Source organism: Terriglobales bacterium (assembly GCA_035487355.1).
Classification (GTDB): domain Bacteria; phylum Acidobacteriota; class Terriglobia; order Terriglobales; family Acidobacteriaceae; genus QIAW01.
Genome location: DATHMF010000086.1, coordinates 1 through 17,776, shown reverse-complemented (window position 1 = coordinate 17,776; position 17,776 = coordinate 1). Strand labels below are relative to the sequence as shown.

The 17,776-nt window shown below is 55.2% G+C and carries 17 protein-coding genes; 2 read left to right on the top strand and 15 right to left on the bottom strand.

Annotated features, from left to right (window positions below; genetic code table 11):
* Window positions 1-83: 83 nt before the first annotated feature.
* From VK738_15510 to VK738_15470, 9 genes are all read right to left on the bottom strand, one after another.
* A complete protein-coding gene (locus VK738_15510; GenBank protein HTD24064.1) occupies window positions 84-761 on the bottom strand; it encodes a dihydrodipicolinate reductase C-terminal domain-containing protein in 678 nt (225 codons plus the stop codon).
* 115 nt (window positions 762-876) lie between these two features.
* On the bottom strand, window positions 877-2,241 hold the full coding sequence (gene lysC, locus VK738_15505; GenBank protein HTD24063.1) for a lysine-sensitive aspartokinase 3: 1,365 nt from the start codon (window positions 2,239-2,241) through the stop codon (window positions 877-879).
* A 5-nt stretch (window positions 2,242-2,246) separates the two neighbouring features.
* On the bottom strand, window positions 2,247-3,299 hold the full coding sequence (gene asd / locus VK738_15500; protein ID HTD24062.1) for an aspartate-semialdehyde dehydrogenase: 1,053 nt from the start codon (window positions 3,297-3,299) through the stop codon (window positions 2,247-2,249).
* 63 nt (window positions 3,300-3,362) lie between these two features.
* Window positions 3,363-4,094, bottom strand: coding sequence for a hypothetical protein (locus VK738_15495; GenBank protein HTD24061.1), 732 nt, complete (start codon window positions 4,092-4,094; stop codon window positions 3,363-3,365).
* Window positions 4,091-4,651, bottom strand: a complete 561-nt coding sequence (locus VK738_15490; GenBank protein HTD24060.1) for a shikimate kinase — start codon at window positions 4,649-4,651, stop codon at window positions 4,091-4,093. The genes VK738_15495 and VK738_15490 overlap by 4 nt, the downstream gene beginning before the upstream one ends.
* A 45-nt stretch (window positions 4,652-4,696) precedes the next feature.
* Window positions 4,697-5,587: a DUF4097 family beta strand repeat-containing protein gene (locus VK738_15485; protein HTD24059.1), complete on the bottom strand. Its 891-nt coding sequence runs from the start codon at window positions 5,585-5,587 to the stop codon at window positions 4,697-4,699.
* 46 nt (window positions 5,588-5,633) lie between these two features.
* Window positions 5,634-6,278 carry an anti-sigma factor gene (locus tag VK738_15480; protein HTD24058.1) on the bottom strand — a complete coding sequence of 215 codons (645 nt, stop codon included), beginning with the start codon at window positions 6,276-6,278 and terminating at the stop codon, window positions 5,634-5,636.
* A gap of 43 nt (window positions 6,279-6,321) precedes the next feature.
* Window positions 6,322-6,966: a sigma-70 family RNA polymerase sigma factor gene (locus VK738_15475; protein HTD24057.1), complete on the bottom strand. Its 645-nt coding sequence runs from the start codon at window positions 6,964-6,966 to the stop codon at window positions 6,322-6,324.
* 180 nt (window positions 6,967-7,146) lie between these two features.
* Window positions 7,147-8,589 (bottom strand): APC family permease, encoded by a 1,443-nt coding sequence (locus VK738_15470; GenBank protein HTD24056.1) that lies wholly within the window; start codon window positions 8,587-8,589, stop codon window positions 7,147-7,149.
* 102 nt (window positions 8,590-8,691) lie between these two features.
* On the opposite strand from VK738_15470, the gene VK738_15465 reads away from it, so the two are divergent.
* Window positions 8,692-9,336, top strand: coding sequence for an ElyC/SanA/YdcF family protein (locus VK738_15465; GenBank protein ID HTD24055.1), 645 nt, complete (start codon window positions 8,692-8,694; stop codon window positions 9,334-9,336).
* A gap of 122 nt (window positions 9,337-9,458) precedes the next feature.
* On the opposite strand, the gene VK738_15460 is transcribed toward VK738_15465, so the two are convergent.
* The 4 genes from VK738_15460 to VK738_15445 are packed head-to-tail and all read right to left on the bottom strand — an operon-like array spanning window position 9,459 to window position 14,445.
* On the bottom strand, window positions 9,459-10,094 hold the full coding sequence (locus tag VK738_15460) for a cytidylate kinase-like family protein (protein ID HTD24054.1): 636 nt from the start codon (window positions 10,092-10,094) through the stop codon (window positions 9,459-9,461).
* A gap of 51 nt (window positions 10,095-10,145) precedes the next feature.
* A complete protein-coding gene (locus tag VK738_15455; GenBank protein ID HTD24053.1) occupies window positions 10,146-11,741 on the bottom strand; it encodes a DHA2 family efflux MFS transporter permease subunit in 1,596 nt (531 codons plus the stop codon).
* Complete coding sequence (locus tag VK738_15450; GenBank protein ID HTD24052.1) at window positions 11,738-12,985, bottom strand: HlyD family secretion protein; 1,248 nt, start codon at window positions 12,983-12,985, stop codon at window positions 11,738-11,740. The genes VK738_15455 and VK738_15450 overlap by 4 nt, the downstream gene beginning before the upstream one ends.
* Before the next feature lie 2 nt (window positions 12,986-12,987).
* A complete protein-coding gene (locus tag VK738_15445) occupies window positions 12,988-14,445 on the bottom strand; it encodes a TolC family protein (protein HTD24051.1) in 1,458 nt (485 codons plus the stop codon).
* A 331-nt stretch (window positions 14,446-14,776) separates the two neighbouring features.
* Here VK738_15445 and VK738_15440 point away from each other — a divergent pair, with 331 nt between their 5' ends.
* Complete coding sequence (locus VK738_15440; protein ID HTD24050.1) at window positions 14,777-16,333, top strand: MFS transporter; 1,557 nt, start codon at window positions 14,777-14,779, stop codon at window positions 16,331-16,333.
* A 112-nt stretch (window positions 16,334-16,445) separates the two neighbouring features.
* Here VK738_15440 and VK738_15435 read toward each other — a convergent pair whose 3' ends face one another.
* The gene (locus VK738_15435; GenBank protein ID HTD24049.1) at window positions 16,446-16,940 is read right to left on the bottom strand and encodes a cupin domain-containing protein; all 495 of its coding nucleotides are present in this window, start codon (window positions 16,938-16,940) and stop codon (window positions 16,446-16,448) included.
* Window positions 16,941-17,112: 172 nt separating this feature from the next.
* Entirely contained in the window at window positions 17,113-17,712 is a 600-nt protein-coding gene (locus VK738_15430) for a TetR/AcrR family transcriptional regulator (protein HTD24048.1), read from the bottom strand.
* Between the last annotated feature and the right edge of the window lie 64 nt (window positions 17,713-17,776).

Here is a 17,776-nt window from a genome sequence, read left to right as displayed (position 1 = left end):
AGCATGCTACGTCTCTACGAAACTGCATGACAAGCCAAAGGGAATCCGCGCAAATCCGCGTTGATCCGCGGGGGAAAGTCTTTTCATCCCCGCAGCACGTCTTTGAACTCGAAGAAGCCTTTTTTGCCTGCAATCCACTCGGCGGCGCGGACGGCGCCTGCGGCGAATCCGCGGCGTGATTTGGCGTCGTGCACCAGCATCATGGTGTCCTCTTCGGAGTCGAGGATGATGACGTGCTGCCCGGCAACGTCGCCCTCGCGCAGGGAGGTGATTTCGATATCCGCCTGGGTGTGCGGCTGCAGGATGCCTTTGATGGTGGCGGCGGTGCCCGACGGTGCGTCTTTCTTTTGGACGTGATGGCGCTCGAGCAGGCGCGTGGTGTATCCGTAGTCGAGGGCGGGCACGACGGCGCGCGCTACTTCGAAGAAAATGTTTACTCCGATGGAAAAGTTGGAGGCATACAGAAACCCCATCTGGCTCTGTTCTACCAATTGCCTGATGCGCGGCAGATCGGCATACCAGCCTGTCGTGCCTACGACCATGTTCACACCCAGGCGGATGCAGGCTTCGATGTTGCCGAGAACGGCGGTGGGCGTGGTGAAGTCAATGACGGCGGCGACGCCGTTGGTGGTTTCGGGGGTCAAGCCGGCGGCGTTTTGGTTTTCTTCCACGTCGAGAGCGAGGACGTCGTGGCCCTTTTCGCGGGCGATGTCAGCGACAAGCGAGCCGGTTTTTCCGCGGCCGAGGATGATTAGTTTCATTTTCGTTTCTACCTCAAAAGTTTTGGAACCTAAAGGGATTCCTCGTCGCTTCGCTCCTCGGAATGACAATCAACGATAGCATCGCCAAACAGCCACCTTCCAGTTGTAGCAACCGCTATTCAAAAATTGCCGGGTCCACTTCTGCAAAAAACTTCTGGTGCAGCTTCTGCACCGCGCGCGGGACATCGTCTTCATCCACCACGAAGCTGATGTTGATCTCCGATGCGCCCTGGGAGATCATGCGCACATTTACATCAGAGACCGAGCTGAACACCTGGCCGGCGATCCCTGGCGTCTCCCGCACATTTTCGCCTACCAGGCAGATGATAGCCTTGCGGCCGGCATATTTCACGTCGGCCAGCTTTTGCAGGTCGTTGGCGATGGCGGGGATGGCCTCATTGGAATCAATGGTAAGCGAGACGCTGACCTCGGAGGTTGAAACCATGTCCACCGGGCAGCGGTGGCGGTCGAAGACCTCGAAGACGGCGCGCAGGAAGCCGTGGGCCATCAGCATGCGTGTGGCGACCAGGTCCACGATGGTGATGCGCTTTTTTACGGCGATGGCTTTGATGGCGTTTCTACAGTGCGGGGCGCGCGCGGTGATGCGCGTGCCTTCGCTCTTCGGGTTGCGCGAGTTGAGCACGTAGACCGGAATATTTTTCTGGATGGCCGGCAGCATGGTTGCCGGATGCAGCACCTTGGCTCCGAAGTAGGCGAGTTCAGCGGCTTCGTCGAAGCTGATTTCTTTGATGCGGCGGGCCTCGGAGCAGAGCCTGGGGTCGGTGGTCATCATGCCGTCCACGTCGGTCCAGATTTCGATGCGCTCGGCGTTCAGCCCACCGCCGACGATGGCGGCGGAAAAATCGGAGCCTCCGCGGCCGATGGTGGTCGGAGTTCCGGAGAGCGTGGCGCCGATAAAGCCTCCCATAACGGGAACTATACCTTTTTCCACCAGGGGCTGGACCTGAGCAAGAAGCCGGGAGTTAATTTCGTCAAACAAAGGGACGGCACGGGTATGTGCGCCATCAGTAATGATGCAGGAGCGGGAATCTACCAAAGCAGAGTTGATGCCGCGGGCCGAGAAAAGCGAAGCAACGATCTTGCTGGAAAGGCGCTCGCCAAAAGAGAGAAGCGCATCGGTGCTGCGCGGAGTAATTTCGCCCACCGCGGCGATGCCGCGCAACAGCTCATCCAGCGTGTTGAAGTCGCCTTCCAGCTCAGCATGAAACCTGGTGAACAGTCCGGTTCCCAGCAGCTCGCTGGCGGTACTGTAGTGGCGCTCGCGCATGGCGCGCGCCGTCGCCAGGGCAGATTCTCGGTCACCACGGCCGGCGGCTTCGCCCATGGCGACCAACTGGTCCGTGACCTTGGCCATGGCGCTGACCACGACGATGGGCTTTTGGGAGAGACGTCCGCGGACGATTTCACGAACGCGTTCCATGGCGGCGGCATCCTCGACGGAGGTGCCGCCAAATTTCATGACGATCACAGGTATCCTTGCGCCTTGAGCAGCTCCGCGTTGAGTAGTGCGGCCCCGGCTGCTCCGCGAATGGTGTTATGCGAGAGGACGGTAAACTTCCAATCGAGCAGTCGGCAGGGACGCAGCCGGCCTACGGTAACCGCCATGCCCGCGGACATATCCACATCGAGCGTCGGCTGGGGCCGGTCAGGCTGGTCGAGCAGGACTATAGGACTGGGCGGCGCGTTGGGCAGGCGCAGCTCCTGAGGGACCCCGCGAAATTCATGCAAAGCCCCCAGAACTTCTTCCCGGCTGGCAGGTTTCTTCAGTTTGATGGAGACGGATTCGGTGTGGCCGTCCTCTACCGGGACGCGGTTGCAGTGCGCACTCACCTGTATATCAGCGGGCAGAATGCCAACCCCGTTCAGCTTGCCCAGCATCTTGCATGATTCCGACTCCATTTTTTCTTCTTCCTGGGCGATGTAGGGAATTACATTGCCGAGGATGTCGAGAGAAGCAACGCCCGGGTATCCGGCGCCGCTGATGGCCTGCATGGTGACCACAAAAACTTTTTCTACCCCGAATTGATGATGCAAAGGAGCCAGCGCCAGGACCAGGCCAATGGTTGAACAGTTGGGGTTGGTCACGAGGAATCCGTTGGACTCGCGCCGCCAGGGTTGGGTTTCGAGCAAACGCACGTGGTCGGGGTTGACCTCGGGAATCACCAGAGGAACATCGGCCTGCATGCGGAAGGCACTGGAATTAGAAATGACTGAGTGTCCGGCAGTGGCAAATTTGGGCTCAAGATCGGCGGCCACGGGGGAATCCAAAGCGGAAAAGATAAGCTTGGGGGCGCCTGCTGGAGCTGCCGGTGCGATTTTCATGCCGGCGACGGCACTCGGAATAGCAGTCTTCAAGCGCCAACGGACGGCCGATTGATAAGTCTGCCCGGCAGAGCGCTCGGAAGCAGCCAGCCAGGCGGTTTCAAACCAGGGATGATGCTCGAGCAGTTGAATGAAACGCTGGCCCACAACGCCGGTGGCGCCCAGAATACCAACCGGGATTTTGCTGGAAAGCATAAATTCGCAGATTGAATTTCTAATTTTATAACAGGCAAACCGGGCACGAAGAGCCGCTGGCTTTTAGTCGCGAACAATCTCGGTATCGGAGCCGGGCTTCATGAGCCTGACCAGCTTCATGTGGTCATCCATCCACAGAGCCCAGTCGTCATCATCTGACTTGAGATTAAAACGCCTGAGCTGCTGCTCAGTCCCACGGATGGTGATCTTTTCCTGGCCTACATATTCCAGGTTCACAGTGTAGGAATCGGCTTGATGCGGATTGATGACCCCAATACTGCTTTTACTGAGCTTGCAATCGACGAAACTGGCGCAGGAAGAGGCCACGTATTTCCACAGGAGCAGCTCGCGATGCACAAAGAAGTAATCATCCAATATGGTTGTTGATGGAGGCAGAATGAAGGGAACATCGTGAGGCTTCTGGTCACTATCCACCATATGTTCCATCAGAATCTGGTCGCTGGGGGTCACCGTGGCTTGCGCCGGTCCGCCTTTTTCTTCATGCCACGAATATTTGCGCAGCTCGCCCAGAGGGCTCAACAGCAATTCCGATACCTGGTGCGCGCTGCCGTCTTCCAGCTTGAACTCCGAGGTGGTCGTGCTGGAATCAGCGTTTTGCTCAATGTGAAAAGTTTCTGTCGCCACGCGGTGCCCGGATTTATAAATGCCGAACGAACCGGCATCTACGGTTTGCGACCCGCCTTTGGGCGCCTCCGGTTTCTTCGCGGCCCAGGAAAAAGACGATGCCAATACAAACAGCGCAACCAACAATGCTTGCACGACAGTTTTTTTCACGATTCCTCCCACAGAATGTTTGCCTTTCGTAACCATTGCTCCACTTCGCGCGCAACTTCCTCAACCTGCCTGCCCGTGGTCTCGATGCGAACGTTCGCGCGTGCATAGTGGGCCATACGTTCTTCATAGAGCCTGCGGAATATCTTCTCATTTTGCAGATTCGGACGCACATGCGCGTTCGGTTCTGCCCGGCAACGGCGCAGCAGCTCTTCCATCGGGGCGTCCAGGAATATAACCACCCCGCCCGCTGCGCGAATCATGCGCGCATTTTCTTCGTGCGCATAGGCACCGCCTCCGAGTGCCACAATATGCGGCAGGGAAGAGCGGGGCTGCCCGAGCAGCCTCTGCAAATGTTCCGTCTCAAGCTTGCGAAATACAGCTTCTCCCGATTTTTGAAAGATCGCAGCGATGGTGCGGCCTTCGTGTTCCTCGATCAGACGATCGAGGTCGGTAAACCGCCATCCTTTGTGCCGGGCCAGATATTGGCCCACGGTGCTTTTCCCGGCTCCCATGAAGCCGATGAGGAAAACAGCAGGCGGCTGGTCATTGTTTTTCAATGACGCTCGAACCATCCTGCCGGATTTTTACGACACAAAGTCTTTTCAACGCTTCTTAACGCGGATTGTACCACTGAAGGAACTGACATCTACCTGAGAGAAGATAGACTTAGGAGTGCCTTTGAAGGTGCTGCCTAGAAAGGAGCTTCCTCGAAGAGGCACTGGATTCGTCGAAAGTTTGGGTTGGAAGGGAAAATCATTCAGCACTGTGCCTTGCATGGAACGCGCGGTCAGGTCTACAGAGGCGGTGGAGGGCAAAGTGACGTCGATGTTACCGGTATGGTTCATTAAAGAATAACGCCCGTTGCCGGCAAAATCTCCGTCATAGGCAATATCGCCAGTGTCGGTATTTACGGAGACCTCGTGCCCGGTCACCTTAGTCAGTAGTACTTTGCCGCCGTTGGAGACCACTTCTACATGCTGGCTGCGGACGTTGGTGAGCGTGATGGGGGCATCGACGGTTTGCACGTGAACGTGAGAATTATTGATATCAGAAACTTCAACCTGGCCTTCATCAGCTTTTAAGGAAATATCACTGCGCACGCCAGAGAGCCTGAGCATGCCACTGCCGTTTTGGATCACCACGTTGCAATCGGAAGGCACCAAAACCTCGTAGTTTACCTGGCCTTCTTTGGAATCAACCTGCTGCAGAAAGTTTGTGGTGGCATGGACCCGGTTCCCCAATTGGGCGCTATCTATCGCGACCTTATCGGAGTGGGTGGTGGCGGTGATGGTAACCTGCCGTCCTGCTACAGGACGAACCACAATCTCACCGAATGCATTGCTCACCGTGACGTTGCTGCCCGGGGTGGTTGTGTATTTGAATTCTTTTCGCGTGTCAGCCGCCCAAAGACTGGCTGCGGCAACCATGACCAGCATTCCCGCAGACAACATGTGGGTACCGGGAACTGCTGCGCTTGCTCTCCTATAATTCATATATCTCTCTCCTGCTGCAGTCTTTCATTTTACAAGTTATGCAACCCTATCGGGTGGTATATGAGACGGCCATTTCGTGCAACGAATCCCGTTGTTGATAGGCATTCATGAGCTGCTGCCGGGCGATGGCATCTCCTGGATCCAATTTTACTGAGTCCTTAGCTTCCTTAATATAGTTTTCCACACTACTCATTTTCTTTTTGTAGGTTACTCCCATGGAGGGACTCTTATGTGTGATTTCGCTCAAAAGCTGTTTGTCGTCAGCGCTAATACCGCTGGCGTCTACCGTGGAAGTAGTTGCCACAGTTGAGCCATCCTTCTGAAGCTCAAGAGGGGTATGCAGGCGATTATAAGAGAGTATGGTAAGGGCCACCAAGACCAGAGCTGCGATCCCAGCCCACCCATAAAAGTTAGTACGCCGGGGCCCGGGGATCAGAAAGGGATCCATGCGCACCGTACCTCTGACCGGACGAGTGAGCCCTTCGCGCTCCAGAGACCGCTCGATGTTCTCCCATACACGCGGAGAAGGATCTTCCATCGGAACCAGCATACGGGCGGCTTCCGCTATATATTTCAAATCTTGAACCAGGTCAGAGCAAACCGCGCAGGAGTGAAGGTGTGCAGATTCCTCGGCCCCTACGCCGCTTTCCATGACATCCGGCAGAACTTTTTGAAAATCAGTGCAATTCATACTTCTTACTTCTCCCCTTAAGACTTACCAAGTCCTACAGTCCTCAGTGTTGCGGTACTTTTTCATTATGACTGATGCGAAGCAAGTCCCGCAGTTTCATTCTTGCTTTGTGCAATTGCGATTTGCTGTTTCCAATCGAGCATCCCATCATTTCGGCAATTTCATTGTGCTCGTAGCCTTCAACATCGTGCAGCACAAAAATAATGCGATAACCGGGCGGCAGATGCTCAACCGCACGCTCCAGGTTAACGCGATCTATCGAGCCCGCCAGTACGTTATCGCGGGCGCCTATATCTTTCTTGGGTCCGTCTTCCTGCTGGGGTTCCATTTGCTCTTCCAGTGAAACTTCGGGCAAACTTTTCTTGCGTAAATGCATGAGCACAATGTTGACCGCCAGCCGGTGCAACCAGGTGGAAAATGCCGACTCACCCCGGAAGGTCGCGATTTTACGATAGAGCTGAAGAAACGCTTCCTGGGTCAAATCTTCAGCCTCGGCAGTATTCCCGGTCATCCGCAGACACAGCGAATAGACACGGCGCTTATGCAATCCGTACAAAGCCTCAAACGATTCTGCATCGCCCTGTTTAGCCCTGTCTATTGCCTCTGCTTCCGTGATCCCAGATGCAAGTATTTTCTTAGCTTGTGTCAAGAAAGCCTTATCTAGGCCGCTTCCAATAGGATGCGGCAATATACCCGCTCGTTGTATTAGCCGCGCCGGAAATGGGGCCGCGCAACCCTGCTTAGCCATTAATTTCCTATACTGATTTTAGGATATCCCCAGAAACGGGGCAAAACACTACTACACCTAAATATCGAGTACTTTTTTCACGGTTTGGTTGCCTGGATATGTGAATATATAGCCAAAAACCTAAGCCGCCGCCTTGGACTTCTGCCGGGCACCCCGAAAATAGAGGATCAGGCCCAAGGCTATCGTCCCCAAAGTTGCACCTATTAGTTTAATCACAAACACGGTCTTATTGGCTGTTTCTCCGGGCGGCACTACCGACAAACAAATACTGACTGCAACTACGATAAACCCCAGGCTACCAGCAATCCATACTCCTGCTTTTCCACCTGGGATCAGGATTGCATTCCTGGTCTCCTGACGGTCTTTTCGATAGGCCAGTTTAATCACAGCCGCATACATGTATAAGAACGGTACGAAATAGAGAATGATGGCCGCATCCACCAACCCCTGATACGTACCTTTGACCGTTTCCCCGAACGAAGCCAGCAGAAGTACAAGTATAGAGAATCCTGCCTGTACCAGAATCGAAACATACGGCGTCCGCCAGCGGGGGTGGATTCGGCTGAATATCTCCGGCATATAACGGTCCACGCCGACAATAAAGGGGACTCGGGCGACACCGGCTACTGTACTTCCTACCCCTCCGGCATTGCCTACGCTGACCAGAATAGCTGCAATCACACCTACTATGCCCACTCTCAGCATGACAGAGCCGGAGGTGAGGGCCTGGAAAACGCCGCTGTCGGCGTTCACCTGCTCCGCAGGCAGCATGATTAACACTGCGATCGTGCCGATAATATAGATCAGAGCAATCAGTACACCTGAGCCCCAAATGGCCCGTGGAAAGGTCTTGTGTGGATTCTTAACCTCATCGCTCATGGCTGAAGCCAACTCCAACCCCGTGAAAGCGAAGGCAATCTGGGACCAAAAATTCACGGTGTGCCAATTCCACGTGGGCTTGATATTGGTCCACGTGAAGTGGGTCACCGATCCATGCTGCTTCCAGAGTAGGAAGGCGACCACCGTCAGCATGAGCAGAGGAAGATATGTGCCCACTCCTCCGGCATTCTGCAGCCATTTGCCGATATTCAGTCCGATGATGTTGAGCCAGACGGCCACGAAGAGAAGCAGCAGAGAGCCAGCCAAAATAAACGCTCGATTATGAGCAATAACGTCGCCCCTGACTCCAAGAATGTAAGCCCCCATTGAGGCGCTGGCCATCAGCAATCCAGGAAAGTAGAAAATCGTATAGATCCAATAAGTCCAGCCGGCTACGAAGCCATGAAAATCGCCAAAAGCCTCTTTTGACCAAATGTAGAGCCCGCCTTCGTGGGGAAACCGCGTGGAAAGTTCCGTTATGACCATGGCGGTGGGCACAAAAAAGAAGAGCGCGGCGATGATCCACAGGCTGATGGAAGATGTGCCATTATGCGCGGCGGCGGCGATCCAGCGCGGACCAAGCACGGCGGCGATGTTGAACAGCAGAACATCCCACAGGCCCATCTCGCGGCGGAGTTGTTGTTTGACGTCAGGTACGCGGGCTGATTCTACGTTTGAATCCATAGGGCCTGGGCAAATTGCGTGCTGAGGGCCAAGAAACAATATCAAAACTGACCTGCATTAAGCCACAGCTCCGAGTAGCCTATGGTTATGACGAAGAACTCGATGAAGCGCAGGTTATTCAAGTTGGTGCTGGCGGCTGGTGCCTTCGCCGTCATCGCGGTGTTTATCGCCAACCTGGTGATTGTGCGGTCCTCGAAAGGCAAGACCTATTCCGACGTGCAAGCGATTCCGCACCGCCGAGTCGGACTGGTTCTAGGCTGCCAGGAATATTTGCCTGATCGCAGGCCCAATCTGTTTTTTCAGAATCGCGTAGCAGCGGCCGTGAGCCTTTATCAGCAAAGGAAAGTCGATTATCTTCTGGTAAGCGGAGACAACCACACTCTCGGCTACGACGAACCTGCAGACCTGAAAAATGCACTCATTACACAGGGCATACCCGCCGGGAGAATCTACGCCGATTATGCCGGTTTCAGGACCCTGGATTCAGTTGTCCGGGCGAAAGAAGTGTTCGGACAGACAGAGATCACGATTATCTCCCAGGAATTTCATAATCAGCGAGCGATCTTTATCGCGAACCATCACGGACTGGATGCAATTGGATTCAACGCGCCCGAAGTTGACGCTTACAACAGCTTTGGAACGCGAATGCGCGAGCATTTGGCCAGAGTGAAAGCGGTGCTCGACATTTATGTGCTCCGCAAGCAACCGCATTTTCTGGGGGAGAAAGTGGCAATCGGAGCGCAGTAAACTCGCGTACTCATTAATAATCAACCAAAAGCATAGCTGTAGAAAGGAACTAGTGCCATTCCCAGCCCTAACTGGAATGTGTACCGAAAAAGATTTCCGAGCCGGTGCGTTGCTCAGGATTCTTAATGAGGCACTAAAGTATTTGAATCCACGATTTTCATGAAACTCAAAATAGCCTGAACCACCGCCTCATCGCCCGCCGCGGTGTTGATCATGGCGTGATACAAGGACCGGTTCGGCCACTCAGCGCGAAAGTACTTCTGAATGAAATCGGCGCGTTCGCGATCGACGGTGTCCACCAGCTCCTCGGCTTCCCTTTCTTCTTTGCCGCGAGAGATAAGCCGCTGCACCTTGTTTTCCCTGGGAGCGTAAAGAAACACGCGCAGCGCGTCCTGGCGGTTTGCCAGGAAATGTTGCGACCCCCTTCCGACGATAACGCAGTTTCCTTTGCCCGCCGCGTGTTCCACAACTTTCTGAGTGATCTTCAGGATGCTTTCACTGTCAACAAGGTTCAGCTTGTGAGCGTTCAGGTTTCCTTCATAACTGCCGCGCAAAAACGACTTGAACAGCCGGTAGTAGAGAGGATCGTTCTTCTCCTCGCGGCTTTCGACAATCGCCTTGGGGCACTTTGCAAGCCGGGCGATTTCCTCGGTCAGCACCTGGTCCCAGAGCTTCCATCCAAGTTGACCCGCAAGGCGCGCTGCGATTTCGCCGCCCCCCGATCCGTATTCTCGTTCAACCGTAACAACCCTGATCATTTGCTTTTTTTAACGCTGTTATCCAGCGCCCCGCCTATTTCCATATTATTCTCATTCCAATCGCGGCGCGCCGCCACCGCCAGGATCATTCTTCTTCAACAGGAAAGCCAGGAAGATCATGATGGCCGCAGCTACCGCGAGGACCATGAAGGTATCAATATATGCCAGGCAGGAAGCCTGCGCTTGCAGCTCCTGATAAATCCTGGCGATCGCCAGCCCCCGTGCCGCGGGCGCGCTCAAGCCGGAGTGAGCCAAGCGTGTGCTCAATCCGTTTAACGCATTCTGGAAATTCGGATTGTCTGGCCGCGTATAACTCACCAGGGTGTGCTGATGGAACTGTGAGCGCCGCGCCAGCAATGTGGTGACCAACGAGGTGCCGACGCTGCTCCCCATATTGCGCATGAAATTGACGATCCCGGCGACCGCATTGTTCTTCTCCGGCGCGATTCCGATATAGGCCACAAGCGAAATCGGCACGAACAGGAACCCCAAGCCAACCACCTGAGCGACGCGCAGCCATAGCGCGGTATTAAAGCTGATTTGTAAGTCAATGCGCTTTGTGGAGTAGAACATAGCAACCGCCAAACACAGCCAACCAAAAGCGATGAGATATCGTGCCTGGATCTTGGTCGTCAATTGGCCCATGATGGGCATTTCGAGCAGCAGCATAAGTCCGCCTGCCGAAACCGCCAGTCCCGCGAGCTGTGAGGTATATCCCAACAGCGTCTGCAAGAAAAGCGGCAGCATCACCAGGCTGCTGAACAATACGATTCCCAGCATAAACATCATCAAGTTGGCGGTGGCGAAATTAAAGCTCTTGAACAAGCGAACGTCGACGATCGGCGCTTTCTGAAACCACTCCCAGATCACCAGAGACAGCAGGCAGACCGCTGCTGTAATGGCCAAAGTCGTGATGAAGCTTGACCCAAACCAGTCATCCTCCTGGCCCTTATCCAGCATGATTTGCAGTGCCCCGACGCCCAGTGCCAGCAAAGCGATACCAACGTAGTCCAGCTTTACCCCTGCGCTCTTCAGGCGCGCCAGATAGGGCGGATCTTCCACGAAACGGTATACCAGAAACAACGTAGCCAACCCGACCGGGAGATTGATGAAAAAAATCCATCGCCACGAATAGTTGAAGGTGATCCACCCGCCCAGAGTCGGGCCAATGGTTGGGGCCGTGACGGCGGTAATACCGTAGAGCGCAAATGCCAATCCTCTTTGATGCGGCGGAAAGGTGTCTGCCAAAATCGCTTGCGCCATGGGCTGTAGCCCGCCGCCGCCCGCGCCCTGCAGTATCCGGAAAAAGAGAAGAAGACCAAGGCTCGGCGCCATCCCGCAAAGCAGAGAGCTCAGCGTAAACACAAACAAACAGCCCAGGAAAAAACGTTTGCGCCCCAGCGTGCCTGCGAGCCATCCGCTGATGGGCAGAACAATAGCATTTGACACCAGATAAGACGTCAGGACCCAGGTACTCTCGTCGTTGCTCGCCCCTAGATTTCCCCCCATATACGGCAGGGCCACGTTGGCGATGCTGGTATCGAGGACCTCCATGAACGCTGCAAGCGCCACGACAACCGCGATCAGCCAAGGGTTGTACTTGGGCTGCCATACATCCTGGTCGAGGGTCAGGGCAGCGGAGCTCATTGGAGATACACATCGGGTACTACGTTCATGCCCGGCCGAAGCTCACGATTTTTGTTCTCGCCGAGTTCGAGAACGATCTTGACTGGAATCCTTTGCACGATTTTTACGTAATTGCCGGTGGCATTCTCGGGCGGAAGCAAGCTGAACAGTGGGCCGGTGGCGCCGGCAATGCTATCTACATGACCCATAAACGTCCGGCCTGTGGAATCCACGTGAATTTTTGCTTTCAGTCCCAGCCGCATGTGCTTGAGCTGCGTTTCTTTGAAATTTGCGGTGATCCATACTTCGTCCAGAGGCACCACGGTGAGCAATTGCTGTCCCGGCTGAACATTCATCCCCACGACTACTGTCTTGTTCACCTCGCCATCGACCGGGGCAACGATTTTGGTGTATTGCAGATTGAGTTGCGCTTGCTCCAGGAGCGCGCGTTTCTGCTCCACATCAGCAATTGCGGCCCGCACGCGAGCCCGCGTTGACGATACTTGCTGAGGCCCGGTTTCCGCGGACTGGCGGTTCGCCTGCGCCTCCACCAGGCGGTCCTGCGCTTGTCGCACACCCTGCTGCGCCGCAGATTCATTAGCCTGAGCACCGGTCACTGCCGCCGTGCTTGCCTTAGCTGTCGCCAGGGCCTGATCGTAAACTTGCTCGGCCACTTCTTTTTTGTCGACCAGCTGCTTGTAACGGCGGAGATCGTCTTGAGCCCTCACATCCTCGGCCTCCGCCTGCTCCAGTTGGGCATGGGAGGCCACGAGTTGCTTTTCAGCGGTAACGACTCCCGCTCTGGCGTTTTCGATACCCGATGCCGTAGACGTCAATTGGCTCGAAGTGTTCACCGAAGTGATGGGCACAGTAATATTCAGCGATTGCGCGGTCGCCTCCGCATTCGCCAGGTTGGCTTGCGCCTCCGCTACAGCAACTTCATAATCTCTCGGATCAATCTCTGCCAGTACAGTCCCTTTCTGCACCCACTGGTTGTCTTCTACGTTAACGCGGATCACGTAGCCGGAAATACGCGCGCTGACCGGATAGAGATGGACATCAACCTGAGCGTCGTCAGTCGATTCATAGCTGCCGAAATACCGCCACAGGAATATGCCGACGACGAGCACTATCAGCACGCCAATCGCAATGAGCATGTTTCGGCGGCGCTTCGGCCGAGAGTACGAACGCGGTGCGGGGGGTGCGCTGGCCATAGACTGGTGGCTTGTCCCAATCTCCGAAGGGGTTGGGTTTTCTTCTGCCATGATCATTTTCCTTTGAAGTATTCCTTAACGCCCTCTTCGGCAATACCCAAGACCCGCGCCAAGGAAATTTTCGCGTAATTGTAGTTGTAGAGGCTGGAGATGTACTGTTCGTGGGCGCTCGCCACCGCCTCCTGCGACTGCACCACTTCCACCGTATCGGCGACGCCCGCCGAGAAACGATCGCGCGACTGCGCCAGCGTCTGCTCCGCCAAGTCAATGTTGCTGCGCGCCACGTTGACTTGGTCCGCCGAGGACTGCAGGTTCAACAATGCGGTGCGAACGTCCGCGTCGATCTGAGCGCGCAGGCTCTCCAGGCGTTCACGACTCTGCTCGAGTCTCGCGTCTGCCTGCAACACGTCGCCATGAACGCTGCCGCCCGTAAAAATTGGAATGGACAGGGTTCCGCGCACGTCGAACACCTCCGTCGCCGTCGAGGGATGCGCTGCTCCTCTTCCGTAGTCTGCGTTGAAAGACACTGAGGGGAAATATCCGGCGACCGCCGCCTTGCGGGTAAATTCCGCAGCGCGCACCGTGCTCGTGGCCGCCTGATAATCCGAGCGCAAAGCGTAAGCACGCTTGAGCGCCTCATCGACGCTGATGCCCTCGAAGGGCTGATAGAGCGATTTGTCGGTCAGTTGGAACTCCTGCCCCGGGGCCAGCCCAATGACGCGCGCCACGGTCAGCTTCTGAATCGCTAAGTTGTTCTTCGCCTGGATCAACTGCTGCTGCCGGGTCTGGAGTTCTACCTTTGCCCTCAAGCTATCAATGGCCGGCGAAGCGCCGGCGGTCACCCGATCGGTCGCTTGATCGTAGAGCGCCTGTGCAGTCTGGACCTGCGCTTCAGCCGTCTCGACCCGGGCCTCGTCAGCGATCGCCTGCAAATAGGTGAAGCCTACGGCGAGCACCACAAGATCACGGGCATCCTTAAAACTGTATTCCGTAGATTTCAAGTTCTGCGCCGCGGCGCGCTCATTATTGATGGATTTCCAGTCAAACAGCGACTGAGCTACGGCGACACGCGCGTCGAAATAAGAAAAGGGACCCACCGAAGAGGGCAGCTTGACTCCGGGCAAGCTCAGCGAAATGCCCAGCTCCTGGAGATTTGTTTGTGAAACGTTCACGTAGGGTGATGCCGTCACATGGGGAAGGAGTGCGCTCAACTGCTCCCAGCGCTCTCCGCGGGCGGAACGGATGTCTGAACTCGAAAGCAGGAGCCCGAGATTCTGCTTCAACCCGCGGTCAATCGCCTCCTGCAGCGAAATCGGAATCACGCCCGCAACGGGCTTTGCCGGTACGCTGCTGGCGAATGGGCTTGCTCCCTGCGTTCCAGGAATGGCTTGCCCGGGTGTGCTGGCGATGGAAGCCGTCCCGGTCTGCGCAACGGATGTTGCCGCCCAGCAGAACAAGACTCCAGCCATCACGAGTGAGTGACCTGATCCACGATTGAAACGGAGCCTCAAGGGAAACCTCCTTGTAAAGAACCCCTCTTGGGCGGCAACCCAGGAGGAACCATCCTAAATGCGACCTGCAACTCCGAGCAACTTGAAATCCGCAGATGGAGTTTGGATGCACGCGGAAGCATGCAGTCTGATTTACAAGTCGCGTTTCAGCAGTCCGGTTTCTGAAGATCACCCAGAAGCGGGATTAGTTCTCATAAGCCGACTTCTGGCCCGGAATAGCTTCCGCATTGCCCCTAACTCGGGCATCATAGGTCAGGGTCGGGGCCGCACACTCTCTGTGCTTCAGTAACGTTCAGAACCTTATGCGCTCCGAATAGCATCCATAGCGCTTATGAGACCACCTTGCGATGAAGCCATAATCCGAACTGGGCCTGTCGAGGCTCCGTGTGCAGCAAAGACGAGATCCTGGATACTCGCTGCAACCATTCTCGGCTCCAGCATGGCTTTCATCGATAGCACAGTCGTCAGTGTCGCTCTGCCTGCGATCCAGGCGAGCTTTCATGCAACGGTGGTAGATGTGCAATGGGTGGTCGAGTCTTACGGACTGTTCCTCGGTGCACTGATTCTGGTCGGAGGCTCGCTCGGTGATTTGTTTGGCCGTCGCCTGATCTTCGTGGTGGGTGTGGCGATCTTCGCCGTGGCCTCCCTGGCTTGCGGAATCGCAGCAAACATTCATCACCTGATCATTGCCAGGAGCATTCAAGGTATTGGGGCTGCATTGCTGGTGCCCGGCAGCCTTGCGATTATCAGTACGTCTTTCGGCGAGAAAAATCGTGGCCGCGCGATCGGCACCTGGTCTGGCTTTACCGCGATCACCACCGCAGTTGGGCCCGTTCTTGGTGGCTGGCTGGTTGAGCATGCCTCCTGGCGCTGGGCATTTTTCATCAATCTCCCGATTGCAGCGGTGGTGATAGCGATTTCGCTTTGGCAAATTCCGGAAAGCCGCAGCGCCATTACAGCGCGCGTCGATTGGGTCGGAGCTTTTCTTGCCACGCTAGGGCTAGGCGGTTTGGTAAACGGCTTCCTCGAATCCCTCAACCTGGGGTGGGGCAATCCCCTGGTCTTCGGGAGTTTGATCGTTGCTTTCGGGTGTCTTATCGCGCTCGTTTTCGTCGAAGCTCGTGTTGCTTCGCCGATGGTGCCGCTCACGCTCTTCAAATCTCGCAGCTTCAGTGGCGCCAACCTGCTTACGCTCTTTCTATATGCCGCGATTGGAATTTTCTTTTTCTTGTTCCCGTTGAACCTAATCCAAGTCCAGGGATACTCGGCGACTGCAGCGGGCGCTGCCATGCTTCCCCTGATCCTGCTGATGTTCCTTCTTTCCCGCTGGGCTGGCGGACTCGTTGCTCGCTACGGGCCAAGGAGTCCGCTGACGATCGGGCCGCTCATTGCCGCTGTGGGTTTGGTTCTGTTTGCCTTGCCGTCTGTTGGAAGTAGCTATTGGAAGTCTTTTTTCCCGGCGTTGGTTGTCTTGGGATTCGGGATGACGCTCACCGTGGCTCCTCTCACCACCGTGGTAATGAATTCCGTAGATCAAGACCGCGTCGGTACCGCTTCTGGAATCAACAATGCAGTTGCCCGAGTCGCGAGTGTGCTTGCAATTGCAGTTCTTGGGATTGTGATGGTGAAAGCCTTTGGTTCTCGCCTGAACAACAGCCTCGATTATCTGTCACTGCCGCCCGGCATGCTACAGAAGCTCCAATCGGAAGAGATCAGGCTCGCCGGCTTGCAGGTACCCGCTGCTCTGGATACTGCTACGAGATTTGCCATTAAAGAAATGATTGGGGATGCATTTGCATTCGGATTCAGGATCGTCATGTTCATTTGCGCAGGCCTGTCCGTTACAAGTGCCGCGGTTGCGAGACTTATGATTCCGAAGCGCACGTGAATATTTCTAATGGTCCGCTTGAGCGCTAAACGCCTGCTCTAGCAAGTCCGCAACGCCGCCTGTCCCTGCGACTCATTGTGGGCCGTCGAGATAAACGTCCGCTGCGGAGACGTTACTCATCGATGGGCGGTCCAACAATGCCTGATCCGAATGGTTCGACTACAGTAGATAGCTCTTCTAACGACAAGCCGACAAGCTTGGGGTAAAGCTCTTCTATTCCACCTGGTGAAAAGAAGGTCGACATGCGGATCGGAGCGTTCGAACGATTCCTCCACGCGTGATGTGCGCCTCCTGGAATAACCACAATTGAGCCGACGGAGGCATTGAAAACGTCGCCGTCGATGCTGAAGGTCACAGTCCCTTCAAGGATGTGAAAAATTTCATCTTCCGCATGGAAGTGCATAGGTGTTGCTGTGCCTGGCGACGCGATATTTTCCATAATTGCAAAGCGGCCATTCACCTGTGTTCCGTGAACCCGAATACACAATTGTTCTCCGGGGATTGCCTCAAACCATTTGATGGTGTCATGGTGACTGACAATAGGTGTCCTTTGTTCGAGTGCATGATCAGATCCAAACTCCGTACCGAACTTGTGGGGATCATTCATCAGAATTTCTCCTTCGAATATTTAGAAAAGACCGTTTCGGCTTCCGCGATCAGCTGAGTCATAAATTTGGTTGCGTCCGTAGAACGGCAAAGAGTTGCAACCTGTCTTATTGGATTATATTATCCAGAATAAGATTCAAATTTCTCTCCGTGCGACGTGTCACTAGCCGACTTCACAGGACCGATGATTTAGCATCGGCAAACGTGCCAGATGCAATCTCAGCGATTCGTCTTAGGGCTGACCGAGTCTTTCCCGCTTTCGCAGCAATCCTTATTCCTGCCAGCGTGCTTTCAAAGAAATCGGCAAGACTCTCAATGTCCGTCCGAGCATCAAGTTCGCCTTCCATCCGAGCTCGTCTCAATGTGTCCATGAGCGTGTGACGCTGTGCGTTGGCAGCACGGCGTATAATTCGCGTCACGTCTTCATCGCGCATCCCGAACTCACAGATGGCATTAATCCCCATGCAACCATCTGTACTGGAAAGATCTTTGCGTTCTGAAAAATGAACCAATGCGCTCCGGATAGCAGCAAGCGGTGACCCTGGAGCTCGGAGTTCGACATTCATGGCGCGACCGTTTTCCGAGACGTAGACTTCGAGAGCCTTCAAGAAGAGGGCGCGTTTGTCCCCGAAAGTGTCATACATACTTTGCCGACCTACCTCCATTGCACGCATCAACTCGTCGGTTGACGTGGCGGCAAAGCCTTTTTGAGAGAAGGCGGATATGGCACGATGAAGAGCTCTCTCTAGATCAAATTCCTTCGGTCGGGCCATATCCATCTCTCCTCGTTCTCAATTATGCGATGTATCCCCCATCGATTGTAAGGCTGGCCCCTGT